The sequence below is a fragment of the Corynebacterium faecale genome (genome assembly GCF_030408735.1).
Taxonomy (GTDB): Bacteria; Actinomycetota; Actinomycetes; order Mycobacteriales; family Mycobacteriaceae; genus Corynebacterium; species Corynebacterium faecale.
Window position 1 is genome coordinate 841,950 of record NZ_CP047204.1, and the last position, 26,362, is coordinate 868,311.

The 26,362-nt window shown below is 61.3% G+C and carries 25 protein-coding genes; 20 read left to right on the plus strand and 5 right to left on the minus strand.

Translation table 11 applies throughout. From position 1 onward, the window contains the following. Positions 1 to 13 precede the first annotated feature (13 nt). Positions 14 to 658 carry an SAF domain-containing protein gene (locus tag CFAEC_RS03890; protein ID WP_290279012.1) on the minus strand — a complete coding sequence of 215 codons (645 nt, stop codon included), beginning with the start codon at positions 656 to 658 and terminating at the stop codon, positions 14 to 16. Between the two features lie 15 nt (positions 659 to 673). Next, complete coding sequence (locus CFAEC_RS03895) at positions 674 to 1,249, minus strand: 5-formyltetrahydrofolate cyclo-ligase (RefSeq protein WP_290279014.1); 576 nt, start codon at positions 1,247 to 1,249, stop codon at positions 674 to 676. 73 nt (positions 1,250 to 1,322) lie between these two features. On the opposite strand from CFAEC_RS03895, the gene CFAEC_RS03900 reads away from it, so the two are divergent. The 8 genes from CFAEC_RS03900 (at position 1,323) to CFAEC_RS03935 (ending at position 9,155) form a co-directional block, all read left to right on the plus strand. Beyond that, positions 1,323 to 2,291, plus strand: a complete 969-nt coding sequence (locus CFAEC_RS03900) for a UTP--glucose-1-phosphate uridylyltransferase (RefSeq protein ID WP_290279017.1) — start codon at positions 1,323 to 1,325, stop codon at positions 2,289 to 2,291. A 164-nt stretch (positions 2,292 to 2,455) separates the two neighbouring features. Beyond that, entirely contained in the window at positions 2,456 to 3,715 is a 1,260-nt protein-coding gene (gene glp, locus CFAEC_RS03905) for a molybdotransferase-like divisome protein Glp (protein WP_290279019.1), read from the plus strand. Between the two features lie 6 nt (positions 3,716 to 3,721). Then, complete coding sequence (locus tag CFAEC_RS03910) at positions 3,722 to 4,405, plus strand: GNAT family N-acetyltransferase (RefSeq protein WP_290279020.1); 684 nt, start codon at positions 3,722 to 3,724, stop codon at positions 4,403 to 4,405. Between the two features lie 94 nt (positions 4,406 to 4,499). After that, positions 4,500 to 5,582: a divisome protein SepX/GlpR gene (gene sepX, locus CFAEC_RS03915; RefSeq protein ID WP_290279022.1), complete on the plus strand. Its 1,083-nt coding sequence runs from the start codon at positions 4,500 to 4,502 to the stop codon at positions 5,580 to 5,582. A gap of 63 nt (positions 5,583 to 5,645) precedes the next feature. Then, the gene (locus CFAEC_RS03920; protein ID WP_290279024.1) at positions 5,646 to 6,875 is read left to right on the plus strand and encodes a CynX/NimT family MFS transporter; all 1,230 of its coding nucleotides are present in this window, start codon (positions 5,646 to 5,648) and stop codon (positions 6,873 to 6,875) included. Between the two features lie 15 nt (positions 6,876 to 6,890). Then, positions 6,891 to 7,298, plus strand: a complete 408-nt coding sequence (locus CFAEC_RS03925) for a DoxX family protein (RefSeq protein WP_290279025.1) — start codon at positions 6,891 to 6,893, stop codon at positions 7,296 to 7,298. After that, on the plus strand, positions 7,291 to 7,962 hold the full coding sequence (locus CFAEC_RS03930) for a zf-HC2 domain-containing protein (RefSeq protein ID WP_290279027.1): 672 nt from the start codon (positions 7,291 to 7,293) through the stop codon (positions 7,960 to 7,962). Before CFAEC_RS03925 ends, CFAEC_RS03930 begins: the two co-directional genes overlap by 8 nt. A gap of 14 nt (positions 7,963 to 7,976) precedes the next feature. Beyond that, positions 7,977 to 9,155 (plus strand): alpha-amylase family glycosyl hydrolase, encoded by a 1,179-nt coding sequence (locus tag CFAEC_RS03935; protein ID WP_290279028.1) that lies wholly within the window; start codon positions 7,977 to 7,979, stop codon positions 9,153 to 9,155. 27 nt (positions 9,156 to 9,182) lie between these two features. Here the strand turns inward: CFAEC_RS03935 and pmt are convergent, their stop codons facing one another. Beyond that, positions 9,183 to 10,733, minus strand: a complete 1,551-nt coding sequence (gene pmt, locus CFAEC_RS03940; RefSeq protein WP_290279031.1) for a protein O-mannosyltransferase — start codon at positions 10,731 to 10,733, stop codon at positions 9,183 to 9,185. A 47-nt stretch (positions 10,734 to 10,780) separates the two neighbouring features. Here pmt and rsmI point away from each other — a divergent pair, with 47 nt between their 5' ends. The 4 genes from rsmI (at position 10,781) to CFAEC_RS03960 (ending at position 17,576) form a co-directional block, all read left to right on the plus strand. After that, positions 10,781 to 11,626 (plus strand): 16S rRNA (cytidine(1402)-2'-O)-methyltransferase, encoded by an 846-nt coding sequence (gene rsmI, locus CFAEC_RS03945; protein ID WP_290279033.1) that lies wholly within the window; start codon positions 10,781 to 10,783, stop codon positions 11,624 to 11,626. Between the two features lie 161 nt (positions 11,627 to 11,787). Beyond that, complete coding sequence (gene betP, locus CFAEC_RS03950) at positions 11,788 to 13,575, plus strand: glycine betaine transporter BetP (protein ID WP_290279035.1); 1,788 nt, start codon at positions 11,788 to 11,790, stop codon at positions 13,573 to 13,575. 49 nt (positions 13,576 to 13,624) lie between these two features. Continuing rightward, positions 13,625 to 15,457 carry a methionine--tRNA ligase gene (gene metG, locus CFAEC_RS03955; RefSeq protein ID WP_290279037.1) on the plus strand — a complete coding sequence of 611 codons (1,833 nt, stop codon included), beginning with the start codon at positions 13,625 to 13,627 and terminating at the stop codon, positions 15,455 to 15,457. Between the two features lie 67 nt (positions 15,458 to 15,524). Then, entirely contained in the window at positions 15,525 to 17,576 is a 2,052-nt protein-coding gene (locus tag CFAEC_RS03960) for a RecQ family ATP-dependent DNA helicase (protein ID WP_290279039.1), read from the plus strand. Here the strand turns inward: CFAEC_RS03960 and CFAEC_RS03965 are convergent. Further along, positions 17,563 to 18,180 carry a cyclase family protein gene (locus CFAEC_RS03965; protein WP_290279040.1) on the minus strand — a complete coding sequence of 206 codons (618 nt, stop codon included), beginning with the start codon at positions 18,178 to 18,180 and terminating at the stop codon, positions 17,563 to 17,565. The genes CFAEC_RS03960 and CFAEC_RS03965 overlap by 14 nt on opposite strands. A 20-nt stretch (positions 18,181 to 18,200) precedes the next feature. Between CFAEC_RS03965 and CFAEC_RS03970 the strand changes: the two genes are divergently transcribed. The 6 genes from CFAEC_RS03970 to CFAEC_RS03995 all read left to right on the plus strand — a co-directional run bounded on the left by CFAEC_RS03970 (position 18,201) and on the right by CFAEC_RS03995 (position 24,965). Continuing rightward, positions 18,201 to 19,034: a TatD family hydrolase gene (locus CFAEC_RS03970; protein ID WP_290279041.1), complete on the plus strand. Its 834-nt coding sequence runs from the start codon at positions 18,201 to 18,203 to the stop codon at positions 19,032 to 19,034. A gap of 176 nt (positions 19,035 to 19,210) precedes the next feature. After that, the gene (locus tag CFAEC_RS03975) at positions 19,211 to 20,353 is read left to right on the plus strand and encodes a resuscitation-promoting factor (RefSeq protein ID WP_290279043.1); all 1,143 of its coding nucleotides are present in this window, start codon (positions 19,211 to 19,213) and stop codon (positions 20,351 to 20,353) included. Between the two features lie 107 nt (positions 20,354 to 20,460). Continuing rightward, entirely contained in the window at positions 20,461 to 21,330 is an 870-nt protein-coding gene (gene rsmA / locus CFAEC_RS03980; RefSeq protein ID WP_290279044.1) for a 16S rRNA (adenine(1518)-N(6)/adenine(1519)-N(6))-dimethyltransferase RsmA, read from the plus strand. Next, entirely contained in the window at positions 21,327 to 22,268 is a 942-nt protein-coding gene (locus CFAEC_RS03985; protein WP_290279047.1) for a 4-(cytidine 5'-diphospho)-2-C-methyl-D-erythritol kinase, read from the plus strand. Before rsmA ends, CFAEC_RS03985 begins: the two co-directional genes overlap by 4 nt. A 12-nt stretch (positions 22,269 to 22,280) precedes the next feature. Further along, a complete protein-coding gene (locus tag CFAEC_RS03990; protein WP_290279048.1) occupies positions 22,281 to 24,128 on the plus strand; it encodes an ABC-F family ATP-binding cassette domain-containing protein in 1,848 nt (615 codons plus the stop codon). Further along, positions 24,129 to 24,965 carry a pyridoxal kinase gene (locus CFAEC_RS03995; RefSeq protein ID WP_290279050.1) on the plus strand — a complete coding sequence of 279 codons (837 nt, stop codon included), beginning with the start codon at positions 24,129 to 24,131 and terminating at the stop codon, positions 24,963 to 24,965. Here CFAEC_RS03995 and CFAEC_RS04000 read toward each other — a convergent pair. Further along, positions 24,962 to 25,441, minus strand: a complete 480-nt coding sequence (locus CFAEC_RS04000) for a TlpA disulfide reductase family protein (RefSeq protein ID WP_290279051.1) — start codon at positions 25,439 to 25,441, stop codon at positions 24,962 to 24,964. The two genes, CFAEC_RS03995 and CFAEC_RS04000, sit on opposite strands and share 4 nt — an antisense overlap. Before the next feature lie 89 nt (positions 25,442 to 25,530). Here CFAEC_RS04000 and CFAEC_RS04005 point away from each other — a divergent pair, with 89 nt between their 5' ends. Continuing rightward, entirely contained in the window at positions 25,531 to 25,854 is a 324-nt protein-coding gene (locus CFAEC_RS04005; protein ID WP_290279052.1) for a putative quinol monooxygenase, read from the plus strand. Between the two features lie 121 nt (positions 25,855 to 25,975). After that, the gene (locus CFAEC_RS04010; protein WP_290279053.1) at positions 25,976 to 26,299 is read left to right on the plus strand and encodes a putative quinol monooxygenase; all 324 of its coding nucleotides are present in this window, start codon (positions 25,976 to 25,978) and stop codon (positions 26,297 to 26,299) included. Positions 26,300 to 26,362: the final 63 nt, after the last annotated feature.

Genomic DNA, 26,362 nt, shown 5'->3' on the forward strand with positions numbered 1-26,362 from the left:
GATAAAAGTTTGTTCACCCGGATCTGTCCCCTGTCAGCACCACTGCGAGCGGGGCGCTGAGGGAAGCGGCAGCCACCAGTCCGGATGAGGATTCCGGCAGTGCAATGAGCACGGTTGAGGGATCGGATGTGCCTGATTCACCTACAAGAACTACCTTTCCACCAGCAGCAATGGTGTGGGGGAGGCCGGAACCGGGGTCATGGGAGATCACCGAGATGGTATCGCCGTGGTGGAGGAGCGGAATCACCGAGGGGTCCGCCAGTTTGAGTGGAACCATGTGGAGTTGTTCACCGGAAAAATCTTCTGTGCCATTTCCCACAAAGGAGGCAATGAGTTCATTTCCCACGAACCGGGGAGAGGTGACGATTTCGCCCGCGGTGATGGCAGATGCGGCGATGCGCCCCACGGCGTCGGAGGTGTCCAGGACCGCGGTGTGGGGTACCAGTGCCGATGGAATGTTCTGCAGATTCACATCGGATGCGGTGATCGCCGCCCCGGCCGGGATATCCGAGACGAATACCGCGACCTGTGGATCGGTGCTGATCAGGGACCGGATGAATAAAATGGCGGCGATGAGGAGAAGAAAAGCTGCCAGGGAGCGTCGGATGAGCAGCGTACGATGCCATCCGGGAGTGGTGAGGGTGGTTTTAACGTCCATACCCACTTGGACTGTTCAGATGCGCCCGAGGTTCCGTACTCCCGCGGGGGTGATGAGGATATTCACCGGTAGATCATGCTCTTCTACCGGGATGTCCTGACGGATCTCACCGTTGTACAACAGGGCGATCGTGGTGCCCTTGATGCCGGTGGCCAGAGCCCGGTCGTAGAAGCCACCACCCTTGCCCAGGCGGATACCGTCGGGTGAGGCGGCCAGTGCAGGTGCGATCACCACATCGCAGAAGTTCAGGGCTTCCGGCCCCAGCCTGGTACCTGCGGGTTCCCGGATTCCATAGGCTCCCGGGACCAGGCTGGTGGGGCCCTCGTAGAGGGCCCAGTCCATACGCCCATCGGGGAGCGCAAGGGGCAGGATAACCGCAGGGACTTCGGCCTGGAGCGCGTCGAGAAGCAATCGCCCACCGGGCTCACTGCGGGTGGGGACATAAGCGGCCACACGCTGTGGACGCTTTGACCTGAGGTAATAGGAGACATTGGCTATCAGGGCGGCGTTCTCCCTGTCGCGGAGATCATCCGACATGGCTGTGCGCGCCTCGTGGAGGTTGTCCCGCAGCTGTTGTTTGCTCTCGCTCATAAAACTAAGGATAACGGTTATTTCAGGTGGGGCACCCTGATTGGTCATGGGGCTGCGGGGTAGTGTTGGCGACATGAGTTTGCCTATCGATGAGCACGTGAACGCGGTAAAGACCGTCGTGGTGCCTGCTGCAGGAATGGGAACGCGCTTCCTCCCGGCCACCAAAACCGTGCCCAAGGAGCTGCTGCCCGTTGTTGATACCCCCGGTATCGAGTTGATCGCTGAGGAGGCGGCCGAGTTGGGGGCAACCCGCCTGGCCATCATCACCGCCCCCAACAAGGCCGGCGTCCTGGCCCACTTTGAGCGGTTCACCGAATTGGAGAACACCCTCGAGGAACGTGGCAAGACTGAGCAGTTGGGGAAGATCCGTCGTGCAGCCGGGCTCATTGAGGCTGTACCGGTCACCCAGGAACGCCCACTCGGGTTAGGCCATGCGGTCGGTCTGGCTGAATCCATCCTCGATGATGATGAGGACGTGGTGGCTGTCATGCTGCCCGATGACCTGGTTCTTCCAACCGGTGTCATGGAACGGATGGCACAGGTCCGTGCCAACTTCGGCGGGTCAGTATTGTGCGCCGTCGAGGTGGCTGATGAGGACGTGTCCAATTACGGCATCTTCAAGGTGGAGGATGCGGAAGGCGCCGGTGAGGATCCTGATATCAAGCGGATCACCGGGATGGTGGAGAAGCCTGCCTTCGAGGATGCGCCCTCGAACCTTGCGGCGACAGGCCGTTATCTCCTGGACCGCGATATCTTTGACGCCCTGCGCCGGATCACTCCCGGTTCCGGTGGCGAGCTGCAGCTGACTGATGCCATCGCCCTGCTCATTGATGAAGGCCACCCTGTCCACATCGTGGTGCATCGCGGTAAGCGCCATGACCTGGGCAACCCCGGTGGGTACATCCCCGCCTGTGTGGATTTCGGCCTGTCCCACCCTAAATATGGTCCACAGCTGAAGCGGGCCCTGACCCAGATCATGATTGAGCATGGTGTTTTTGCCGAGCAGGACATCACCGACGTAGCCCAGGGGGCTTCCGGGTAGGTGTCACCCGGGAGGTTGTGGTGAACCGGGCAGCGTCAGCTGCCATGGCGCAACCCCTTCCGGAGCGGACAAGGAAAAACCGGTTCCGGGGAGAAGATTCGGCTACCGTTCAAGGTATTCACGCAACTGACGTAAAATAGCTGCTGTTCATGAAGGAGGTCCCATTGCGATCAGTCGAACAACAGCTGGCAATGGTTACGCAGGCTGCGGTGACACCCGAGCCGGTGCGTATCGCCATCGCCGAGGCATTCGGATTGATGTGCGCCGAGGACGTACAGGCGTCACGTGCGCTGCCTGGATTCGCCCAGGCGGCGATTGATGGTTATGCCGTACGCGCGGTTGATGTCGGTGGCGAGCGCTCGCTGAGCCGGGAGGTCCCCGTTGCGCCCCCGGAGAAATCCCTGCCGGTCGTGGGGGAGGTGGCTGCGGGGTCCCAGCAGCCACTCCGCCTGCAGCCCAAGCAGGCGGTGCGCGTGCAGACGGGCGCGCCCCTACCGATGCTTGCCGACGCAGTCCTGCCACTCGCCTGGAGTGACCGTGGCCGCAAACGTGTGACAGCGCAGCGCCCGGTCCGTTCCGGTGAATTCGTGCGTAAGGAAGGCGATGATATCCAGCCGGGTAACGTCGCTGTCAGCTCCGGTGCGGTATTGGGTCCCGCCCAGATCGGTCTGCTCGCCGCGGTGGGGCGTCCGAAGGTGCTGGTGTACCCGCGCCCGCGCATGTCTGTGATCTCCGTCGGGCCGGAACTGGTGGACATTGACCGCCAACCCGGCCTCGGGCAGGTCTTCGACGTCAACTCCTATTCCCTGGCAGCTGCAGGCCGGGAGGCCGGTGCGGATGTGTACCGCTATGGCATCGCCGCCGGTGAACCACGCCGCATCAAGGAGATCATCGAATCCCAGATGCTGCGCGCGGAGATGGTGGTGATCGCCGGTGCCGTGGGCGGTTCCGCGTCCGAGGGCGTGCGTGAGGTGTTGCGCGAACTGGGCGAGATCGATACCGAACGTGTGGCCATGCACCCGGGTTCGGTGCAGGGATTCGGACTTCTGGGTGAAAACCGCATCCCGGTGTTCCTGCTGCCCTCCAATCCTCTGGCCTCGTTGGTGATCTTCGAGACCTTCGTGCGCCCGCTTATCCGCCTCAGTTTGGGTAAGTCCAATGCCAACCGCCGTGTGGTGCGGGCACGCGCCCTTAACCACGTGGCCTCGGTGGCTGGGCGGAAAGGTTTCATCCGTTCCCGTCTCATGCGGGACGCTGAGACCCAGGACTACCTGGTTGAGGCGCTCGGTGGCGCGACCGGCGCCCCATCGCACCTGCTGGCTGGTCTGTCGGAGGCCAACGCCATGATCCGGATCCCTGAGGATGTTACGGAGATCCGCCCCGGGGATGTCGTGGATGTCATCTTCCTGGCGCAGGGTCGATGAGGGCAGATGAAGGTGTTCAACGCATTCACAGCCAAGTCGGAATGGGAGCGTCCGCACCTGACCCATCCGGGTTGGCCGGAACCCACACCCAGGGTGACTCTGCCGATGGGCGGGAAGCTGCGTCTGCGTCCCCTCAAGCGGAGTGATTTCCGTGCGTGGTCGGATCTGCGCATGCGGGATGAGGAGCATCTCCGTCCCGTGGAGCCCACCGTGTCCGGTACCTGGAGTGAGTCCCATTCTCGGCTGTCCTGGTGGGAAACCGCCTCCTACCTGCTGAAATCTGCACGCCAGGGCGCTCTGTTGCCGATGGTGATCGAGTTGGATGGGCGCTTCGTGGGGCAGTTGACCATTGGTAATATCCAGCACGGTGGAATCTCCGATGCGTGGATCGGTTACTGGGTTTATAGTGGCGTGACGGGCAGGGGAGTGGCCTCGGCCGCCTGCGCGCTCGGCGTCGATCATGCTTTTCGACGCACCGGCCTGCACCGGCTCACCGCCACCTATCTGCCCAGCAATCCAGCTTCAGGGCGGGTACTCGCCCACAGTGGTTTCCGGGATGAGGGTTATCTTCTCCGGAACCTGCACATCAACGGCAGATGGATGGATCATCATTTTGTGGCTCTGCTGGCTGATGAGTATCCGACCACCGCGGTTGACCGACTCATTCTCGCGGGTCGTTTGAGACCATAATTTTTCGGCGTGGCAGTCGTGTTGAAACCGTCACACCTATTACTGTCGTAACTGTTTAGCAATTGCACCCGTCTCGGAAGGTTTGGTGCTTCACGTGTCCGGATTCCTCTTGATCGGCCTGATAGTGGTGGTGTGGCTTGTCGTGCTCGCACCGCTGCTTCTCCGTGGCCAGAAGCCAATCCGCAAGGCTGGTGAGGCTTTCGACGAAACCCGCGTCATCCTCGAGGGTGGCAACAGTGTGCCCGTGCGTCGTCGTCCCCGCCTGGCAGGTGATGCCGGGGACGAGGAGATTGACGCGCAGGATCCTGTTGACGAAGAGTATGAGATCGTGGATTCCCCCAGCATCTTCAGGCACCGCCGTGAGGATGTCCCGGAGGAGCGCGACCCGGATGACATTCCTGACAACACGGAAGTCGAGCCGGAAACCACCACCTCCCACGTCGCCGCCGATGATGAGGCCACCGCTGTGGTGGTCGCCCTGGTTGATGATCAGGAAGAGGTGGAGCAGGACGCCCCGGTGGTGGAGGTCATCGAGGAGTGGAACGCCGAGGATCACTATCCGATGGATGGTTCCTACAACACCCCGATCGATCTGATGCACCATGAGGAGCGGGTACGCGCCACCGCGGAATACCGTGCCGCCCACAGTGGTGACCAGGATGCCGGGAACCCAGCGGACGCCCCGGAGGATGCTGCTGATTACGGTGAGCTGACCCAGGCGGATATGGATTTCGCGGAGAGTCGCCGTGGCCGTGGTTACTACGATCCCCGGGCTGACCGTGAGGTGGCCCAGAGCAAGTATCTCCGTCGTCAGAGGACCCTTCTGGGACTGGGCCTGGCCGTGGTGTTCACGCTGATCCTCGGGTTCATCTTCGGTGGGGGAGCCTGGTTCCTGCCGGTTCTCACGGTGGCAGTCACTGCTTTCTACCTGGTCGCGCTGCGCAGTCAGGTCCGCGCGGAGAATGAGCTCCGTGCCCGTCGTATCCGGAGGCTGCGTCGCTCCCGCATGGGTGTCCGTAACTCTGAGGATCTGCCCTCGCGTCTGCGTCGCCCCGGTGCGGTGGTACTGGAACTGGATGATGAAAGTCCTGACTTCGAGGGTCTGTCCACTCTCGACCAGCCGATCGAACACAATGGGGATGACTACCGCTCCTATGGTGCCCGCCGCGTGAGTTAACCCAGCGCGCCCGCCGGGGGGATGCGTCCTCCCCATTGCTTCCCCGGGGTAGAGTTGCCGGTTATGGCCAGAGCTCTATCCCGCGGAACCACAGTTTTCGCCTTTGTAGCCGTCCTCGTGGCGGCTTTAAATCTTCGTACCGCCATTGTCTCGGTGGGTGCGGTCCTGGATGAGATCATCGTGGCATTCGACGCCAGCGAAACCGTGGCTGGCATCATCACCGCCATACCTGGTCTGGCGTTCGCGGTCTTCGGTGTGGCCGCGGTTCCCCTGGCCAGGAAGATCGGACTGTCCGGGGCTCTGACCACCGGCATGGTCATCGGCCTGATCGGTCTGGCATCCAGGCCGTGGGTGGGGGATATCTGGAGTTTCATCTTCCTCACCGGGTTCGTCGTCGTCGGCATCGCCATCGCGAATATTCTGCTCCCCGCGTGGGTGAAGTTGCACGGTGGGAAGAACACCGTGGCGCTGATGACCGTCTACACCTCTGTGCTGGGACTCGGTTCCACGGTTGGTCCCTTGTCTGCTCTGTTCTTCCAGGGCGTGGACGGGTGGCGGTGGGCGATCTTCGTCTGGGCGTTCTTCGGGTTGGCCCAGGTGCTGATCTGGCTGCCGATGTGGGCGAGCAGGCGTTATGATTTCCCTGCTGAGACCGTCACCGGTGGCACCAGGGGAAAGATCTGGACGTCCCCGACCGCGGTGTTCATCATGCTGTTCTTCGGGCTGCAGTCCATGAATGCCTATATCCAGATGGGATGGTTGCCCAAGATCCTGGTGGACAGCGGGGTCAGTGCAGGAAATGCGTCCATCGCGCTGGCCATTCTGGGAGTGCTGGGTATCATCGGTGGCTTCATCATGCCGGTGACCATCGCCCGCACGAGAGACCATCACCTGGCGCGTCTGCCGGTATTCTTCGCGGCGAGCATGTTGATCGGTTATCTGGGGGTCTGGTTCTTCCCGGTTCAGGCCTGGTGGCTGTGGTCCTTCTTCCTCGGAGTGGGGGCCCTGTGCTTCCCCATGGCCATCGCCCTGATCCCGGCCAGGACCCGGGATCCACGGGTGACCGCCAGCCTGTCCGGTTTCGCCCAGCCGGTGGGTTATCTGCTGGCCGCATCGGGGCCATTGTTGGTGGGGGCGATGTTCCAGGTGGTGGGTTCCTGGGGGCCGATCCTGGCGGCCCTGGCCGCCGGCACCCTCGTTCTGGGGGTTGTGGGGTACCGTGCGGCCCGGAACCGGATGGTGGATGATGAGCTGGATACCACGCCGTCGGCATCGTCTGTGCAAGGTGCCTGAGGTAACCTGTCAATCATGGATAAACCGGTCGTGAGGGACGCAGCGCTGCTGATATTCCGCGTTGTCCTCGGAATCATCTTCGTGGCGCACGGGTGGGAGAAGCTGTTCATCAGCGGCATCACCCAGACCACGGGACAGTTTTCCGCATGGGGTGTCCCACAACCCACTCTGTCCGTCTGGATCACCGCCGTGGCTGAACTCCTCGGCGGGGCTTTCCTGGTGGTGGGTCTGCTCACCACATTCGTTGCCGGCGCGCTGGCGCTGTTGATTCTGGCGGCCATCTACTTCGTGCATCTGGGCACCGGTTTCTTTGTGGCGGATAACGGCGTGGAGTTCCCTCTGTTGATCATCGTCTCCCTGATGATGATCGTGGTATTCGGTTCCGGCAGGGCCAGCATCGACGGGGTTCTCACACGTGGCTGACTGTACTGCCGTCCAGGCCGCATTGTCCGCACGCCTGGACGGGGAGCCGACCGGTATGGATGGAGCGGTCCTTGATGCGCACCTCGCGCACTGTGCCGACTGCCGGACTTACTATGACCGTGCGGCGGAGCTCAACCGAAAATTAAACCTGGGGGTCGCGGAGCCCCGCACGATGGTGCCTCCGGATCTGTCTGAGATCATTCTCGCCGAGGTGGAGCCACAGTGGCGTCGCCGCGCCAACACCCGGGTCATCGCGTCGACGGTGCTGCGGATCCTGTTGGTGATTCTGGGTGCCGTGTACACCCTGTGGGCGGTGTCCATGCTGGGGGACACGGCGTCGATAAGCATTCAGGAAGACCCGCTCACCGCGCGGCTGATCGGAGAGGCCGCCACCTTCCGCCTGGGGCTGGCCGTGGGCCTGTTCTTTGCGGCGTGGAAGCCGCAGATCATCCCCGGCATGCTGCCGGTGTTCGGTGCGCTGTGGACCTTCAACCTGGGGTTCGCGGCGCGTGATCTGGTGTTCGGTGTCGCTGATTCCACCACCGCGACCACCATTGTGCTGTCGTTGATCTCCGCGGTGGTACTGGGTCTGACCTGGCTGAACAGTAGGGGGGCGGGCGTGTTGCGGCGGACCTGGGGTTCCCTCAACGCCACGCCAATGTGACTAGGCTTGAAGGCATGAGTTTTGCTGAGCACGCAATCATCTGGCATGTCTACCCGCTCGGTGCCACCGGCGCACCGATCCGCCCCACCGGGCCCGAGCCGCTGACCCACCGCCTGCCCACCCTTGAAGGCTGGCTGGATTATGTGGTCGAGCTCGGCTGCAACGCCATCCTGCTGGGGCCGGTGTTCGCCTCTGACACACATGGTTATGACACTTCAGACTTCTTCCGCGTTGACCCGCGGCTGGGGGATGAGTCCGACCTGGTTGCGCTGCTCGACGCTGCCGGGCAGCGTGGCATCGGTGTGCTTTTCGACGGCGTCTTCAATCACGTCTCCAGCTCGTCGGGCTACATCGAACTGACCACCGGCGGCTCCTTCGAAGGCCATGATGCACTCGCCGAGCTGGATCACAGCCGTGATGAGGTGGTGGACCTGGTCGCCGAGGTGATGATCTACTGGCTTGACCGGGGGATCACCGGGTGGCGTCTGGATGCCGTCTACGCGATTGATCCCGCCTTCTGGCAGAAGGTGCTGCCCCGGGTGCGGGCGACACACCCGGATGCCTGGATTGTCGGTGAGATGATCCACGGGGATTATGCGGACTATGTGGCGTCCTCCGGTCTGGATTCCATCACCCAGTATGAGCTGTGGAAATCCATTTGGAGCAGCCTGAAGGAGAAGAATTTCTTCGAGCTGGAATGGACCCTGCAACGACACAACGGGTTCCTGGAGCATTTTGTGCCGCAGACCTTCGTGGGCAATCATGACGTGACCCGGATCGCCACCCAGGTGGGCCCTGAACTGGCTGTGCTCGCCGCATCTGTGTTATTCACCGTGGGCGGTACACCCAGCATCTACTACGGCGATGAACAGGCAGTGACCGGGCTGAAGGAGGAACGCGTGGGTGGTGATGACCAGGTCCGCCCACCGCTGCCGGAGCAGTATTCACCCCTGGGTACCTGGATGCATCAGGTCCACCATGATCTCATCGCTCTGCGCCGCAACAACCCCTGGCTGTATGCCGCGCGCACCGAAGTCGAGGATATCGACAATACCCGCATCACCTACCGGTCCTACGCCCTGGATGATCAGGGCGTGGACACAGGCGACTGGGTCCGGGTGAAACTGGACAGCGATAAAGCCACGGTGCACATCACCGACCACGCGGGCAGGGAGTTCACCTACTCAAGCTGACTACCTCTATCAACACCCTTTTGATGTCTACCGCCAGCTCGGCAGCCACATCAGTGAGTCATAGATCCAATCCGGCACGATATAGCCGTAGAGGATCGGGGAGAAGATCACAAACATCGTGACCACGAGGGCGATGTAGGCGACCACGATCATGGACCCGTAGGTCAATCCGTTGCGCAGTGTCCGGCCCCGTTGCCAGAGCTCACCGCAGGTCAATGCGAGCAGGACCACCAGGAATGGGGCGAGAGCGGCGGCGTAGAAGAAGTACATCTGGCGGTCATAGGCCGCCAACCAGGGCAGGAAACCGGCGGCGAAAGCCACCAGGGGGATCACATAGGCGCGCTGTCTGCGGATGAACAGTGACCACACCGCCCAGAAAATCACCGGCACCGTGAGCCACCAGATGGCGGGTGTACCGAAGAGGTAGATCATGCGCCGGCAGGTATCCCCGACAGCGCACTCAATGTCAGTGGAGGAGAAGTAGAGGATGGGGCGTCCGGCCACCAACCAGGACCACGGCTTGGAATCCCACGGGTGGCTGTGGCCGCCGGATGTGGTCAGGGAGCCATGGAACTCCAGCACACTGAAGTGATAGTGCAGCCAACCGGCGATGGAGTCGGGGAGGAACCGGAGGAAGGAACTGCCCTCGATGGTGCCATCAGCCTGCGCATGGCGGTAGACGGAGGTTTCCGATGCGAACCAGGCACGCCAACTCCAGATGTAGAGCAGGGCGGGGATCAGTACGAGGGAGGCCAGTGCCGGGACCACATCATGGCGTAGTGTGCCCACAATATAGCGATGCACGCCGTAGCTCTTGCGCAACCACAGGTCCAGGAACACGCTGGCCAGTCCGAAAAAGGCGATGTAATAGAGCCCCGACCATTTCACCGACAGGGCGAGTCCCAGGAGGATTCCTGTGCCAAAACGCCACCATCGGAAGCCGAAGCGCGGACCGAATTCATCGTCCCAGCCGCTTGCATTGTTAAGGCGGTGGTGCATCTGCTGGTGATCCCTGATCAGGGTCCATGCGGCGGCGGTGATGAAGAAGACCTGGAAGATATCAAGCATGCCGAATCGGGAGCTGACCAGGAGCACACCATCGGCGGTGGCGATGACACCGGCGATGAAGGTGACCACGGTGGAGCCGCTGAGCCTGCGGGTCAACGCCATGATCGCCAGAACCGTCAAGGTGCCGAACAACGCCACCATGACGCGCCAACCCATGGGGGTGTAACCGAAGATCATCTCACCAAAGGCGATGATCTGTTTGGCCAGGGGCGGGTGGACCACCAGACCGAAACCCGGGTTGGATTCGATGCCACCGGTGACCGGGTTGATCCAGGATTGCACCATATCCCATGCCTGCGGCACGTAGTGCTTCTCATCAAAGACCGGTGTGCCGGATGAGGTGGCGCTGGTGAGGCCTATGAAACGGGTCAGGGTGGCAAAGATCGCGATGATAGACCATGTCCAGGTGTCCTGGCTGGTCCATCGGAATGTCGGCGGCGCGGGTGGTCGGGTACCAGCGAACATACCCTGGTCCCGCACCTGGTTACGAACAGGTAGGGCTTGGCTCACCCGCTTGATCTTAGAGCCTGTGGAGGATTTTGTGGGAAGCTGGGGTAATGGATCTTGCTGAATTGACCTTGCCCGCCGGAATCATTGTTGCTGCCACGCCTCTGGGCAATATCGGGGATGCCTCCCCGCGTCTGGTTCATGCCCTGGAAAATGCCACCGTCGTGGCGGCGGAGGATACCCGCCGAACAGCGGCCCTGGCGGCGGCCCTCGGTGTGGAGATCACCGGCCAGCTGGTCTCTAATTTTGACCACAATGAAGTGTCCAGGGTGGGGCGTCTCATCGAATCAGCGCGCACCGGGACAGTGCTGGTGGTCAGCGATGCCGGCATGCCGGTGGTCTCCGATCCGGGGTTTGCCCTCATCGATGCCGCCCATGATGCGGGCATTCCGGTGACCTGTTTCCCCGGGCCTTCCGCAGTGCCCACGGCTTTGGCCTTGTCGGGTCTGCATGTGGGGCGTTTCGCCTTTGATGGTTTTGCCCCGCGTAAGCATGGCGCCAGGATCACCTGGTTTGAGAGCCTGAAGACGGAGCAGCGGGCGGTGTGTTTCTTTGAATCACCCCACCGGATCGCCGAAACGCTTGCCGACGCCGCCGAGGTCCTCGGGGACAGGCGGGCTGCGGTGTGCCGGGAGCTGTCAAAGACCTATGAGGAGGTCCGTCGGGGCCCCCTGCCGGAACTGGCTGAATGGGCCAGCCACGGTGTGCGCGGTGAGATCACCGTGGTTATTGAAGGCGCAGGGGATATCAAGGTTGATGTGGAGTCCCTGGTGGAGGCGGCCCAGGAACGTGTGGATGCAGGCGAGCGACTCAAGGCGGTATGCGCGGACATGGCTAAAACCTACGGGCTGAGTAAAAATGAGCTCTATGATGCAGTGATTTCAGCCCGGGAATAAAATCGTTATACCTTTGTGACGGCCTGCTGCTAAAAGGTCAGGTGGTCTGCGGGGGGACTGCGTCACAGCTTGATAAAACAGCTGCTGAGAGGGTTGATTCTGCCCCGGTAGCAGATTTCACAGGCTTGCTTCTCAGCTAATTCCACACAATAGTGAGTTCCATGACTACATCTGACCCAAATGCGGATAAGACTCTGGTGGGGGATGAGATCGAACAACTCACCGCCACGGAAGAGCTAGCGGGACTCTTAGAAGATCCCGACACCATTGTTGAGCAGGTGGCTGATTCTGAGCCTGAAGTTATCCTCCAGGGCGAGAGCACTGATGCCAAGCTGCAGTGGGCAGTCATCCTCCCCGCGCTGGCGGTAGTTCTTGGCGCCGTGGTGTGGGGTATTGGTTTCCCCGACAGCTTCTCCAACTTCGCCGGCAACGCCCTGAACTTTGTGGTGAATAACCTCGGCTGGGCCTTCATCCTCTTCGGCACAGTATTCGTGTTCTTCGCGATTGCGATCGCCGCCAGTAAATTCGGCCAGATCAAACTCGGCCGCATTGATGAAGCACCGGAGTTCAAGACGGTCTCCTGGATCTCCATGATGTTCGCCGCCGGCATGGGCATTGGCCTGATGTTCTACGGAACCTCAGAGCCGTTGATCTTCTACCGCAATGGTGTGCCCGGGCATGAGGTTCAGGAAGTCGGCACGGCGATGTCGTCCACACTGTTCCACTGGACCCTGCACCCCTGGGCGATCTACGCCATCGTAGGCCTGGCCATTGCCTATTCCACCTTCCGCGTGGGCCGTAAACAGCTGCTCAGTTCCGCCTTCGTCCCGCTGATCGGCCAGAAGGGTGCTGATGGCTGGTTGGGCAAGCTCGTGGACACCCTCGCGATCATCGCCACCGTCTTCGGTACCGCCTGTTCCCTGGGCCTGGGTGCCCTGCAGATCGGTGCGGGCCTGTCCGCCGCCAATATCATCGACAACCCCGGTCAGTGGACCATCGTGGGTATTGTTTCCGTCTTGACCCTGGCCTTCATTCTCTCGGCCATCTCAGGTGTGGGCAAGGGCATCCAGTACATCTCCAACTTCAACATGGTGCTGGCAGCTCTCTTGGCTGTGTTTGTCTTTGTTGCCGGACCCACCGTGTCAGTGCTGAATCTGATTCCCGGATCAATCGGCAATTACTTCTCCAGCTTCTTCGAGATGGCGGGCCGCACCGCGATGAGTGCCGATGGTACCGCCGGTGAGTGGCTGGGCGGCTGGACCATCTTCTACTGGGCCTGGTGGATCTCCTGGTCACCATTTGTGGGCATGTTCCTGGCACGTATCTCCCGTGGTCGCAGCATCCGGGAATTTATTCTCGGCGTCCTGCTGGTCCCCGCCGGTGTGTCCACCGTCTGGTTCTCCATCTTCGGTGGCACCGCCATTGTCATGGAACAGAATGGGGAATCCATCTGGGGTACCGGTTCCGCCCAGGAACAGCTCTTCAGCCTCCTCCAGGCACTGCCGGGGGGCCAGATCATGGCAATTGTGGCCATGATCCTGCTGGGTACCTTCTTCATCACCTCCGCTGACTCCGCCTCCACCGTCATGGGTTCCATGAGCCAGCGGGGTCAGCTCGATGCCAACAAGTGGGTCGCCGCTGCCTGGGGCCTGGCCACCGCAGCCATCGGCCTGACCCTGCTGATCTCCGGCGGTGATTCTGCCCTGAACAACCTGCAGAATGTCACCATCGTGGCGGCCACCCCCTTCCTGTTCGTGATCATCGGCCTGATGTTCGCCATCCTCAAGGATCTGCGCAATGACGTGATCTACCTGGAATACCGCGAACAGCAGAAGTTCAGCGCCCGTCTGGCACGCGAGCGTCGCGTGCACTCTGAGCACCAGCGACGTGTAGAGCTTGCCCGCCGCAAGCGCGAGCGTCAGGCAAACCGCGTGACCAAGCGTCGATAAGCATCACCTGATACGGCCTTTATGCCGGGCATAAATTAAGGTGGTACGCATGACGAAGAACGTGCTCGTATCTGTTGCCTGGCCGTATGCCAACGGACCCCGCCACATTGGACATGTGGCGGGGTTCGGTGTCCCCTCTGACGTATTTGCACGGTTCCAACGAATGCGTGGCAACAATGTGCTCATGGTCTCCGGCACCGATGAGCACGGCACCCCACTTCTGGTGCAGGCCGACAAGGAAGGCGTGACAGTCCAGGAGCTGGCGGATAAATACAACCGCCAGATCGTCGAGGATCTCACCGGCCTCGGGCTGTCCTATGACCTGTTCACCCGCACCACCACCTCCAACCACTACGCCGTGGTGCAGGAGCTCTTTCGTGGTCTCCACGACAATGGCTACATGATCAAGGAGAGCACCCTCGGTGCGATCTCCCCCTCAACGGGGCGCACCCTGCCGGACCGCTACATCGAGGGCACCTGCCCGATCTGTAAAGCTGACGGTGCCCGCGGTGACCAGTGTGACAACTGCGGAAACCAGCTGGACCCGGCAGACCTGATCAACCCGGTCTCCAAGATCAACGGGGAAACCCCGAACTTTGTGGAAACCGAGCACTTCCTGCTTGATCTCCCCGCACTGGCGGAATCTTTGACCGAGTGGTTGAAGGGCCGCGAGGACTGGCGTCCCAATGTGCTGAAGTTCTCCCTCAACCTGCTGGATGATATCCGCCCGCGCGCCATGACCCGTGACATCGACTGGGGCATCCCGATTCCTGTTGAAGGCTGGCAGGACAACAACGCCAAGAAGCTCTACGTCTGGTTTGATGCCGTGGTGGGTTACCTCTCCGCCTCCATCGAATGGGCCTACCGCACCGGTGACCCAGAGGCATGGCGCACCTTCTGGAATGATCCGGAAACCGCGTCCTTCTACTTCATGGGCAAGGACAACATCACCTTCCACTCCCAGATCTGGCCGGCGGAACTGCTCGGTTATGCGGGCAAGGGATCCCGTGGTGGTCAGACCGGTGACCTGGGTGAGTTGAACCTGCCCACCGAGGTCGTGTCCTCTGAGTTCCTGACCATGTCTGGTTCCAAGTTCTCCTCCTCCAAGGGCGTGGTCATCTACGTCAAGGATTTCCTTGCGGAATTCGGTCCGGATGCCCTGCGCTACTTCATCGCCGTTGCAGGCCCGGAGAACAATGACACCGACTTCACCTGGGATGAGTTTGTCCGCCGCGTGAACAATGAGCTGGCCAACGGCTGGGGCAACCTGGTCAACCGCACCGTCTCCATGGCGCACAAGAACTTCGGTGAGGTTCCGGTCCCGAGTGCCCTGACTGAATCCGATCAGCGCATCCTCGATCTGGCTGCGGCCACATTTGAGTCTGCTGCCGCCAACCTGGAGCTGTCCAAGTTCAAAAACGCCATCGCCGAGGTCATGCACGTGGTCGGCGAGGCCAATGCCTATATCGCTGAGCAGGAGCCGTGGAAGCTGGCGAAGGATGAAACCCAGCGGGAACGTCTGGCCACCGTGCTGTGGACCGCCCTGCAGGTGGTCTCTGACTGCAACACCATGCTCACCCCGTACCTGCCGCACACCGCACAGAAAGTCCACGAGACCCTCGGCCGTGACGGCATCTGGGCAGCCACCCCGAAGATCGTGGAGGTCAGCAATGACTCCCCACGCCAGCCAGTCGGTGTTGGTCTGCCCGACCCTGAGCACACCTACCCGGTGATCATGGGTGACTACAAGGCCCAGGCCGCGAAGTGGGAGCGCATCGACATGATTCCGGGAACGGCGTTGACTAAGCCAGCACCGCTCGTCGCAAAGCTTGACCCCGAGCTCGGGGAAACCGGGCCCGATTGGGCACCGGTTCAGCACTAACCGCTGCTTTTTGCTTTTCGACGACCGTGGCACCCCCGTGTCCACCCCATGGTGTTAGGTGGAGGGCATGAATGCGACGAGAGAAGAAGCCAACCAACTCCTTGAAGGCATCGCCGGACCGGGGGCCCAATTACGTGATGATCAGTGGTTAGCCATTGACGCACTTGTTAATCAGAAAAAGCGCATGCTGGTGGTACAGCGCACGGGTTGGGGTAAATCGGCGGTGTACTTCATTGCCGCCAAATTGCTGCGTACCCGGGGTGCCGGTGCCGCGGTGATCATCTCCCCGTTGCTGGCCCTGATGCGCAACCAGGTCTCAGCAGCCGAACGTGCAGGTATTAAAGCCGCCACACTTAACAGCGCCAACATGACCGACTGGGATCAGATCCAGAGACAGGTTGTCGGGGGAGAAGTGGATGTTCTCCTGATCTCCCCGGAACGCCTCAACAACCCGGATTTCCGTGATGCCGTCCTGCCCCGCCTGGCGGCGGAAACCGGCCTGGTGGTGGTGGATGAGGCGCACTGTATTTCCGACTGGGGACATGATTTCCGCCCCGATTACCGGCGTATCCGTGATCTGCTCGCCGGCCTGGAACCCGGCGTTCCGGTGCTGGCCACCACTGCAACCGCCAATGACCGCGTGGTGGAAGACGTCCGGGCGCAGCTGGGCGAAGACACCGGTGTGCTCCGCGGCGGTTTGGACCGTGAATCCCTCCACCTCGCGGTGGTGAACCTTCCTGATTCCACGGCCCGCCCCGCCTGGATCGCCAGTCATCTGAAGGAGTTGGAAGGCTCCGGCATCATCTATTGTCTCACCGTCGCAGCAGCCCATGACCTCGCGGACGCACTCAACGCAGTGGGCTGGAATGTGGCAGCCTACACCGGACGCACCGAGGCCGGTGAGCGTGAACGCCTTGAGCACGCGCTGATCAATAATGAGATCAAGGCACTGGTGGCCACCTCGGCGCTGGGCATGGGTTTTGATAAACCCGATCTTGGATTTGTGGTGCACCTCGGCGCACCGGGATCACCGGTGTCCTATTATCAGCAGATCGGCCGCGCCGGGCGTGGCACCGATCGCGCTGATGTCATCCTGCTCCCCGGTACCGAGGACAAAGAGATCTGGGAATACTTCGCCTCGGTATCCTTCCCACAGGAACCAGTGGTCCGGCAGTTGCTCAGCGTGCTCACCGGGGACGTCCAATCCACCATCAAGTTGGAGTCACAGGTGGATCTGTCCCGTTCCCGCCTGGAACAGGTGCTCAAGGTACTGGACGTGGATGGTGCGGTGAAACGGGTTCGTGGTGGTTGGATCTCCACCGGAGCAGAGTGGACCTATGACGCGCAACGCTACCGTGGCCTGGAGCAGGCCCGCACTGATGAACAAAACAGCATGATCGCCTACCAGCGCACTGATGGTTGCCGCATGCTCTATCTGCGCCGGGAACTTGATGATCACACCGCCACCGACCCCTGTGGGCGCTGTGACAACTGCACCGGAAACTACTGGTCCACTGAATCCGACAAGACCGTGACTGCTGAAGTGGGCAGACAGCTCAGCGCACCGGGCATGCGGGTGGCAGCCAGAAAACAGTGGCCGACGGGCATCGGGATGAAGGGGAAGATCAAGGGAATCGAGGAAGGGCGTGCACTGGGTCGTCTCAATGACATCGGCCGTGGACCCGCCCTGCGTGAGCTCCTGGACTCCGGCACCTTCCCCGAGGAACCGTGGATGACACGCATCATCGCCGTGCTGGCGGATTGGGACTGGAGCACCCGCCCCGCCAATGTGGTGGCCTTGGGCAGTACCGATGCACAAGCCACCGCCCTGATAGAACAGACCGCGGGCGCCATCGCGCGCGTGGGACGGATGAATTACGCGGGGGTGTTACCTGTGGCGCCGGGAGCAGTTGAGGTGACAGCCCAGAACTCCGCCTACCGGGTCTCTGCACTGTTGAACCAGTGGGACTGGTCGCAGGGATTAAACCTCGTGGACGGTCCGATTCTCCTGGTCACCGATCTCATCGACACCGGTTGGTCCGTGACCGTGGCCGGAAGTGGCATCGCCGAACGCACCGGTTTCAACGTCCTGCCCTTCGCTCTGGCTAGTCGGGGATAAGTACCAGGGGTCGCACCGGGAAGCTGGCGCCGGCGATCGGCACCGGGAACCCACATACGATGGTGGCTCCAGTGGCTGGCACCTGGTCCAGGTTGGCGAGGTTTTCAATTTGCCAGTGATCATGATGCAGCCACCAGCTCTGGGCGTCAAGACCGGGATCAGTGTCGGGTAGATCATGGCCAATGGCGGTGACACCCCGGTGGTGCAACAGCTCCAGCGCGGGGATGCTCCACCCGGGCGCGATACCCTCCGCACCCCAGACCCAGCCGGTGTGCAGAGCGACGAAAGAGCCTGCGGGGAGTGTCCCGTGGGTGGCTTCAAAATCCAGAAGATACTCCGGGGTGACCAGCCCGGGTTGGTCAAAACGCACTGTATATATGGGCAGCACCAATTCATCTGCTGCGATCTGATCCAGGGTGCGACCCGCGGGATCAAAGTGGGAGGGCGCATCCACATGGGTTCCCCACGGACCAACCAGGTGATAACGGTGCATGAGGAAGCCGTCGGTCTCAATGTCTGCGACCTGCTCCGTGATCTGGTCGGGGTCACCCGGATAGTGAGGTTGACCTGGCTGGAATGGGTGGGCGAGATCAATGACCTTCATGCGTCTAGAATATAAGGCCTATGTCTAAGAAGAAGCCACGCCCAACTCCTGTTCCCGCCCAGTTCATCCCTGGTCTCATTGATGCCCATACCCACCTGGCATCATGCAGTGATGACACCGCAACCCTGGTGGCCCGCGCCGGGGAGTCCGGTGTGGAGAAGATCTGCACCGTCGGTGATGGTCTCGCTGAAGCCGAGCTTGCGTTGGCGGCGGGGCAGGAATTCACTAATGTCTGGGCAGCATGCGGCATTCACCCCACCAAGGCCCAGCAGTTGGATGAGGTTGCCAGGGCACGCTTGACGCAGATGGCCGCGGATCCTGCCTGCGTGGCGGTGGGGGAGACCGGCCTGGACACTTATTGGATCACCCACGATCCGGAGCGGACCGCTGACCTGGTTACGCAGGAGGAGGCCTTCCGTTGGCATATCGATCTGTCGGTGAGTTCAGGTAAAGCCCTGATGATCCATAACCGTGAAGCTGATGCAGACCTGATGCGGGTGCTGGCGGATTCCCCGCGTGCCCCGCAGACCATCCTGCATTGTTTCTCCTCTCCACTGGGGATGGCGAAGGAGGCGCTGGATCGCGGATATGTGTTGAGTTTCGCGGGCAATGTCACCTTCAAACGCAATGATGAGTTGCGGGAGGCCGCGCGAATCGCGCCACTGGAGCAGATCTTCATTGAGACGGATGCGCCTTATATGACTCCGGAACCGTTCCGGGGGAGCAGGAATGAGCCGTCGCTGATCGGTCATACTGCGCTGTGTATCGCGGAGGTCCGTGGCATGGCGGTGGAGGAGCTCGCGGAGGCGCTCAATGCTAACTTCGACCGCGTTTTCGGCCTGCATGGCCAATAACGTGATATAGCTCACGTGCGACTGGTTTGTCGTGGTCATGTGGGCCGGGTGGGGTGATTGGGACTGCTGGGCCCTGGAAAGGGGGACCACTGGGTTTGCCTCTGGACGGGGGTCGGTTGTTATCGTATTGTGACTAAGTGTTCATCACCCCGAGAGCGAAGAAGTAAAGCATTTTTATGGCGACTCATCAGAAATCCCGGATCAGCCGAATCAACAGCACCCGCTCGGTGCCGCTGCGTCTGGCCACCGGAGGCATGCTCGCCACCCTGCTCATCGGTGGCGTGACCGCAGCAAATACCAAGAAGGACATCGTCCTGGATGTCAACGGCGAACAGCTGGCCATGGTGACCATGTCAGGCACCGTCGAAGGCGTGCTTGCGCAGGCCGGTGTGGAACTGGGTGCGCAGGACTTCGTGTCCCCGGCTCCGGATTCCGCCGTGAGCAATGATTCCGTGGTTACTGTCCGCACCGCCAAGCAGGTGGCGCTGGTGGTGGAAGGGGAAGAAAAGACCCTGACCACCACTGCCATCAGCGTCGAGGATCTTCTCGGCGAGCTGGATGAGGTCACCCCGGCAGATGCCATCGATGTTGATCCGGATGCCGCCATTCCGGAGTCCGGTCTGGCATTGAAGGTGACCAAGCCGAAGATCATTTCCATCAATGATGGCGGACGGGTGGTCTACACCTCCATCGCGGCAGACACTGTCGGCGAAGTACTTGAGCGCCGTGGTGTTGCCTTGGATGCCGATGACCGCCTCAACCTGGATCCGGCACAGAAGATCTCCACCAACACCGAGATTGTCATCGACAGGGTGGAAACCTCCGAGTTCACCGAAACCGTCGAATTCGACGCACCGGTCACCTATGTTGATGATCCAGAAACGGATGAAGGCAAGGAAACCGTGGTCACCCCGGGTACTCCGGGCACCAAGGAGATCACCCGCCAGATCGTCACCGTCAACGGTGTCGAGGCCGAGAACACAGTCGCCCACGAGGTTGAGCTCACCGCGGCCACCCCGGCCACCATCAAGCGTGGTACCAAAACCGCTCCTGCCGTCCCGAGCGTGTCCAACGGTTCCGTATGGGATTCCCTGGCGCAGTGTGAGTCCAACGGCAACTGGTCCATCAACACCGGCAACGGTTTCGCCGGTGGCCTGCAGTTCCACCCACAGACCTGGCTGGCCTACGGTGGCGGACAGTATGCCTCCACCGCGTCATCGGCCTCCCGCGAACAGCAGATCGCCGTCGCAGAGAAGGTCCAGGCCGCCCAGGGTTGGGGCGCATGGCCTGCCTGCACCGCCAAGTTGGGAATCCGCTAACAACGAACGCTGCCTGTATGCCGCGAGAGCAGGCCGGCTCTCCCTTGCGTCTACCGTGCGCGTGCCGATAGTAGAAATCCCGCGTCAGGGCGGTAGATTGGGGTGCTATGGAAGAACCTTCAGGTGCACAGCTGCTCGGACCGGTGGAGATCCGTCAGCTGGCGGAAAAGCTCGATGTCACGCCCACCAAGAAGTTGGGGCAGAACTTCGTTCATGATCCCAACACGGTGCGACGAATCGTCACCGCTGCTGACCTGACCGCAGATGATCACGTGGTGGAGGTCGGTCCGGGGCTGGGTTCGCTCACCCTGGCACTGGTGGAGTCCGCTGCCGCGGTGACTGCGGTGGAGATTGATCCCCGGCTGGCTGCAGAACTGCCCGCCACTTTTGCCTGGCGTGCCCCGGCGTTGGCGGACAAGCTCACCGTGGTGCAGAAGGACGCACTCAAGGTCCAGCAATCCGATTTCAGCACCCAGCCCACCGCGCTGGTGGCAAACCTGCCCTACAACGTTTCGGTACCTGTTCTGCTCCACATGTTGGCGGAGTTCCCCACCATCACCAAGGTGCTGGTCATGGTTCAACTCGAGGTGGCTGACCGTCTCGCTGCTGATCCGGGTTCCAAGATTTACGGCGTGCCGAGTGTGAAGGCATCCTTCTACGGTCCGGTGTCCAAGGCGGGAACCATCGGAAAGAATGTGTTCTGGCCGGCACCCAAGATTGAATCAGGTCTGGTCAAGATCACCCGGGTGGAAACCCCCTGGCCCCAGGATGATGAGACCAGGGCCAAGGTCTGGCCGGTTATTGATGCGGCTTTCCTGCAGCGACGAAAGACCCTGCGCGCTGCACTGTCGGGTCATTTCGGTTCCGCCCCGGCATCCGAGGAGGCACTGGTTGCAGCGGGGATCGATCCCCAGCTGCGCGGTGAGAAACTGGATGTGGCAGATTATGTCCGGCTCGCGGGGGTGAGCACCGAGTGAAGATCACCGCTAAAGCCTGGGGCAAAATCAATCTCCACCTCGGTGTGGGACCTGCCCGTGAGGACGGCTACCACGAGCTGGTCACCGTATTTCAGACAATAAATCTGGCTGAGACCATCACCCTGACCACACTGGATGAGGATGCGCCGGAACAGGGGAGCGTCGTTAAGCAATTGTCTGTGACCGGGCCCCGTGGCGTGCCCACGGATCCCAGCAACCTGGCTTGGCGTGCGGTTGACGCTCTTGTGGCGCGCTGGCGCGCCACCAACGACGGGCCGTTGCCCATGGTGGAGCTGCACATCCAGAAGGGCATCCCGGTTGCCGGTGGCATGGCCGGTGGGTCCGCGGATGCCGCGGCTGCCCTGCGTGCGGTGGATGCGTGGATCGGGCCGTTCGGCGAGGATACCCTCCTGGAAGTCGCCGCAGAGCTCGGCTCTGATGTCCCTTTCTGTCTGTTGGGCGGGACCATGCTGGGCACCGGGCGCGGCGAGCAGCTGGTGGACATGCTCAACCGTGGCACCTATCACTGGTCGCTGGTGGTCTCCCCGAAGGGGCTGTCCACACCGGAGGTCTTTCGGAAATTCGATGAGATGAGCCTGCCATCCAGCATGGATGTCACCGCCATGAGCCAGGCACTGGTGGACGGCAGCGTCTGGCAGCTCGTCGATGTGCTGGAAAACGATCTCGCCGCCGCGGCACTCAGCCTGCGGCCGGATCTGCGCAAGACCCAGCTCGCCGGCATCCGTGCCGGTGCGCTCACCGCGATGGTGTCCGGTTCAGGCCCCACCATCGCACTGCTGTGCCGCGATGAGCAGGGCGCCCGCGATGTCACAGACGCGCTTCTCGACGAAGGCCTCGGCCTCTCAGTACATGCGGCCATCAGTCCTGTCCCCGGGAAGAACCGCGGGGCCCATATCGTCTCAATCGAATCGGAGTAGAAGAAAACAACAATGGCCAATCTGATCAATCTGGAGAACGTCTCCAAGACGTGGGGACTCAAGACGCTGCTTGATGGTGTCTCCCTCGGCGTTCAAACCGGCGACCGCATCGGTGTGGTCGGCCTCAACGGTGGCGGTAAAACCACCCTGCTTGAGGTGCTCACCGGTATCGAACCCCCGGATGCCGGCCGTGTGTCCCACAACTCCAATCTGCGTATGGCTGTGGTGACCCAGCGCGCGGAACTCAATGATGATGACACCGTGGCTGATGTGGTGCTCAAACCACTCGGCCTGGAGGTCTTCGAATGGGCGTCCAATGCCACGGTGCGTGATGTCCTGGGAGGACTGGGCATCGTGGATCTGGGCCTGGACACCAAGGTGGGGCAGCTTTCCGGTGGCGAACGCCGTCGTACCAACCTCGCCGCCGCACTGGTGCAGGACCTTGATCTCATCATCCTCGACGAGCCCACCAACCACCTCGACGTGGAAGGCGTGCAGTGGCTGGCGGAGTACCTGCTGTCCCGTAGGCTCGCCATCGTGGTGGTCACACACGACCGTTGGTTCCTTGACGCGATCGCCACCACTACCTGGGAAGTCCACGATGGCGTGGTCGATGCCTATGAGGGTGGCTATAACGACTGGACCTTCGCCCGTGCTGAGCGCACCCGTCAGGCGGATGCCATTGAACAGCGTCGTCAGAATCTGGCACGCAAGGAACTCGCCTGGCTGCGCCGCGGTGCACCGGCCAGAACCTCCAAGCCGAAGTACCGCATCGAGGCGGCCGAGGCGTTGATCTCCAATGTTCCGGCGCCCCGCGACAAGGTCGAACTCATGGCCTTCTCCAAATCGCGACAGGGCCGTGTGGTCATCGAGCTGGAAGACGCCACCATCACCACCCCGGATGATCGCGTCCTGGTGGAGGACTTCACCTGGCGTCTGGCACCGGGTGAACGCATCGGTTTGGTTGGTGTTAACGGTTCTGGAAAGACCACCCTTTTGCGCGCCCTCGCCGGTGAACATCCCCTGGCAGCAGGTAAACGCATCGAAGGCCAGACTGTCCGGCTGGGATGGCTGCGCCAGGAACTCGATGATCTTGACCTGTCCCGTCGCCTCATTGACTGCGTGGAGGATGTAGCCTCTTATGTCCAGATCGGTGACAAGCAGGTGTCCGCCTCCCAGCTCGCTGAACGCCTCGGGTTCTCCCCGAAGCGCCAGCGCACCCCGGTGGGGGACCTCTCCGGTGGTGAGCGTCGACGCCTTCAGCTCACACGTGTGCTCATGGCTGAGCCGAATGTGCTGCTGCTGGATGAGCCCACCAACGACCTGGACATTGACACCCTGCAGGAACTTGAATCCCTCCTGGATGGCTGGCCGGGCACCATGGTGGTGATCTCCCACGACCGTTACCTCATCGAACGTGTCACCGACTCCACCTGGGCGCTCTTCGGCGATGGCAACCTCACCAACCTTCCCGGCGGAATCGAGGAATACCTGGCCCGCCGCGCCGCGATGGCTGAGGCTGAGGGCAGTGGTGTGCTCGACCTTGGTGGGGGAATGGGATCCGGCTCCGGTGCAGCCACGGAGACTTCCGCCGCAGCGGCCACTACAGCCCAGCCGGCCGCCCCGGCTATCTCCGCGCAGGAACACCAGCGCATCACCAAGGAGATGAACGCCCTGGAACGCAAGATGGGCAAATTGGACCAGCAGGTGGAAAAGCTGAATCAACAGCTCGCCGACGCCGCGGAGCAGATGGATACCGCAAAGCTCACCGAGCTGGACACCAAACTCCACGCGGTCCGGGAGGAGCACGCTGAATTGGAGATGCAGTGGCTGGAGCTGGGCGAAGAGATCGAGGGCTAGATGGCACGGGTGGGACAGGGCGCACCGGCGTCTGAAGCAGCTGCGCTGCAGCGGGAGCACCGCAGACACGCTGAGATGAATCAGCAACCGGCTGATGTGCTGCTCATCGGCAGCCAGGTGGTCTATGGCACCGTGGGCATGAGCGCCGCGCTGCCGGTGCTGCACCGTGAAGGCCTGCAGGTGCTGGCCATCCCCACCATCGTGCTCAGCGCCATGCCCCACTACGTCAATTGCCACACGGCACCCCATGATGCCCAGTGGTTGGCGGATACCCTCAATGATCTGGTGGTTCTGGGGCTCATCGATGAGATCTCCACCGTCGCCACCGGTTATTTCGCCAGCGCCGATCAAGTCGAGGTGGTGGCGGCATGGCTGCGGGATATCCGCGATACCCATCCACACCTGACAGTGGTGGTTGATCCCACCATCGGTGATTCCGATGTCGGGGTCTACACCGCGCCCGGCATCGATGTGGCCCTGCGTGATCACCTCGTGCCGCTGGCCACCGGACTGGTGCCCAACGCTTTCGAGTTCACCCACCTTGCGGACACACCCGGAGATGCAGCAGCCCGTGCCCGGGCACTCCTCGGTGAGCATGGCGAGTGGGTGGTGGTGACCAGTTTCGCTCTTGGCTCCGAGATGGTCACTGATTTGATCGTCACTCGCACGGACATCCATGAGGTGCCTAACCCCCTGGTGGACTCCACCGCCAAGGGTGCCGGCGATGTCTACGCTGCAGCGCTTGTCGCCGCGCTGCACAAACAAGCAACGCTTGTCGACGCCGCCACGATCGCCGCCACCACCGTCCGCGCCGGGCTCACGGCCCGCAGCCTCTAATCCTGCTCTGAGAGCAGGCTGCCGATGAGCAGTCCCAGTACGAAGTCATCCATCTGCCCGAACTGCACCTGCCGGATGCGTCCCTTCCTATCCACCAGGATCGTCGAGGGAGTGCCCTCCAGTCGGTACTTCTTCATGGTGGATGGGATGCGCTGACCATCGCGTGGTTTATCCACGGCCACGGGGAACTTCACACCGAACTCATCCAGGAACACCTTGAGCGCCTGTGGTGTCATCACCTCGTGATGTTCAAACACGCTGTGTAGGCCGATCACCTGCAACTGTGAATCATCCACTTTCCTGTGGATCTTCACCGCCTGCGGGATGGAATGGTTGACACATCCGGGGCACAGCATCTGGAAGACCTCAATGAGCACCACCTTGTCGCGCAGATCCTCGGGTGTCAGCCCCTCATGATTCAGCCATTCTGAAACCTCAAGCTCTAAGAGGGGAGCATTATCAAGGGCGTCCGTCATATCCACCAACCTCCGTGATGTGGGTTGAGTCACAGTGTAGCGGTGTGGTCCGGGGTCCGTGGCCGGGCACTTTCGGTACAGTTGGTCATATGATTCTGATTAACGTTCGTTTCCGTCCACTGCCAGAGTTTGTCGACACCTTCCGCGAGCAGGTCGCAGAGTTCACCGAGAAGACCCGCGCGGAGGAGGGCAATATCTTCTTCGACTGGTCTGTCAACACCGATGACCCATCGGAATTCATTCTCATCGAGGCGTTTGAGGATGACGCAGCCGAAGCGCATGTGCAGAGCGAGCACTTCAAGGAGGCCTGCGAACTCTTCCCGAAGATCCTGAAGGAGACCCCTCAGATCATCAACACCCTCATTGAAGGCAAGACCGAATGGGACCGAATGGCGGAGTTCGCCGTCAAGTAAGGGGCATCCCGCAGGCCCTCCGGCTGTCCTTGCATTAATCATGCATTGCTGAAAGCTGGGACACAGTGTTTGCGGATTGTGATCCCTGACATAAGGTGGGAAATCTCGGTAGGGTAGAGATATGCATATTGTTAATCTCCGATTCAAGCCCAAGGCAAAATACGTCGAGACTTTCCGCTACACCGTTGATAAGTTCACCGAGGAGGCCAAGGCGGATGAGAACTGTCTCTACTTCGAGTGGTTTCGCAGCACCGATTATCCGGGCGAATATGTCCTGATCGGTGTCTTCACTGATGATGGGGCGGTGAGTTTCAAGAGAAGCGAGAGCTATATCCGTGCTCAGGAAACTCTGCCGCCCCTGCTCCAGCAGACACCGCTCATTGTGGAAAGTGAGTTTCCTAAAAAGAAGGGCTGGGAGCGGTTCCACGATTTCACGGTCTACTGAAATCCATCAGCAATCCCAGTTTTTCTACCCCACCTATGGTTCCGTCATGGCCAGAAGGTGGGG

Excerpts from the sequence above, each read along its gene's own strand:
- CFAEC_RS03990 (WP_290279048.1), top strand. The coding sequence starts at position 22,281 with ATGGCCAATCTGATCAATCTGGAGAACGTCTCCAAGACGTGGGGACTC.
- rsmI (WP_290279033.1), top strand. The coding sequence starts at position 10,781 with ATGGATCTTGCTGAATTGACCTTGCCCGCCGGAATCATTGTTGCTGCC.
- betP (WP_290279035.1), top strand. The coding sequence starts at position 11,788 with ATGACTACATCTGACCCAAATGCGGATAAGACTCTGGTGGGGGATGAG.
- CFAEC_RS03975 (WP_290279043.1), top strand. The coding sequence starts at position 19,211 with ATGGCGACTCATCAGAAATCCCGGATCAGCCGAATCAACAGCACCCGC.
- CFAEC_RS03920 (WP_290279024.1), top strand. The coding sequence starts at position 5,646 with ATGGCCAGAGCTCTATCCCGCGGAACCACAGTTTTCGCCTTTGTAGCC.
- CFAEC_RS03970 (WP_290279041.1), top strand. The coding sequence starts at position 18,201 with ATGTCTAAGAAGAAGCCACGCCCAACTCCTGTTCCCGCCCAGTTCATC.
- CFAEC_RS03890 (WP_290279012.1), bottom strand. The coding sequence starts at position 658 with ATGGACGTTAAAACCACCCTCACCACTCCCGGATGGCATCGTACGCTG.
- CFAEC_RS03960 (WP_290279039.1), top strand. The coding sequence starts at position 15,525 with ATGAATGCGACGAGAGAAGAAGCCAACCAACTCCTTGAAGGCATCGCC.
- CFAEC_RS03900 (WP_290279017.1), top strand. The coding sequence starts at position 1,323 with ATGAGTTTGCCTATCGATGAGCACGTGAACGCGGTAAAGACCGTCGTG.
- CFAEC_RS03995 (WP_290279050.1), top strand. The coding sequence starts at position 24,129 with ATGGCACGGGTGGGACAGGGCGCACCGGCGTCTGAAGCAGCTGCGCTG.
- metG (WP_290279037.1), top strand. The coding sequence starts at position 13,625 with ATGACGAAGAACGTGCTCGTATCTGTTGCCTGGCCGTATGCCAACGGA.
- CFAEC_RS03895 (WP_290279014.1), bottom strand. The coding sequence starts at position 1,249 with ATGAGCGAGAGCAAACAACAGCTGCGGGACAACCTCCACGAGGCGCGC.
- CFAEC_RS03965 (WP_290279040.1), bottom strand. The coding sequence starts at position 18,180 with ATGAAGGTCATTGATCTCGCCCACCCATTCCAGCCAGGTCAACCTCAC.
- CFAEC_RS04000 (WP_290279051.1), bottom strand. The coding sequence starts at position 25,441 with ATGACGGACGCCCTTGATAATGCTCCCCTCTTAGAGCTTGAGGTTTCA.
- CFAEC_RS03925 (WP_290279025.1), top strand. The coding sequence starts at position 6,891 with ATGGATAAACCGGTCGTGAGGGACGCAGCGCTGCTGATATTCCGCGTT.
- CFAEC_RS03935 (WP_290279028.1), top strand. The coding sequence starts at position 7,977 with ATGAGTTTTGCTGAGCACGCAATCATCTGGCATGTCTACCCGCTCGGT.
- CFAEC_RS04010 (WP_290279053.1), top strand. The coding sequence starts at position 25,976 with ATGCATATTGTTAATCTCCGATTCAAGCCCAAGGCAAAATACGTCGAG.
- CFAEC_RS04005 (WP_290279052.1), top strand. The coding sequence starts at position 25,531 with ATGATTCTGATTAACGTTCGTTTCCGTCCACTGCCAGAGTTTGTCGAC.
- rsmA (WP_290279044.1), top strand. The coding sequence starts at position 20,461 with ATGGAAGAACCTTCAGGTGCACAGCTGCTCGGACCGGTGGAGATCCGT.
- CFAEC_RS03910 (WP_290279020.1), top strand. The coding sequence starts at position 3,722 with ATGAAGGTGTTCAACGCATTCACAGCCAAGTCGGAATGGGAGCGTCCG.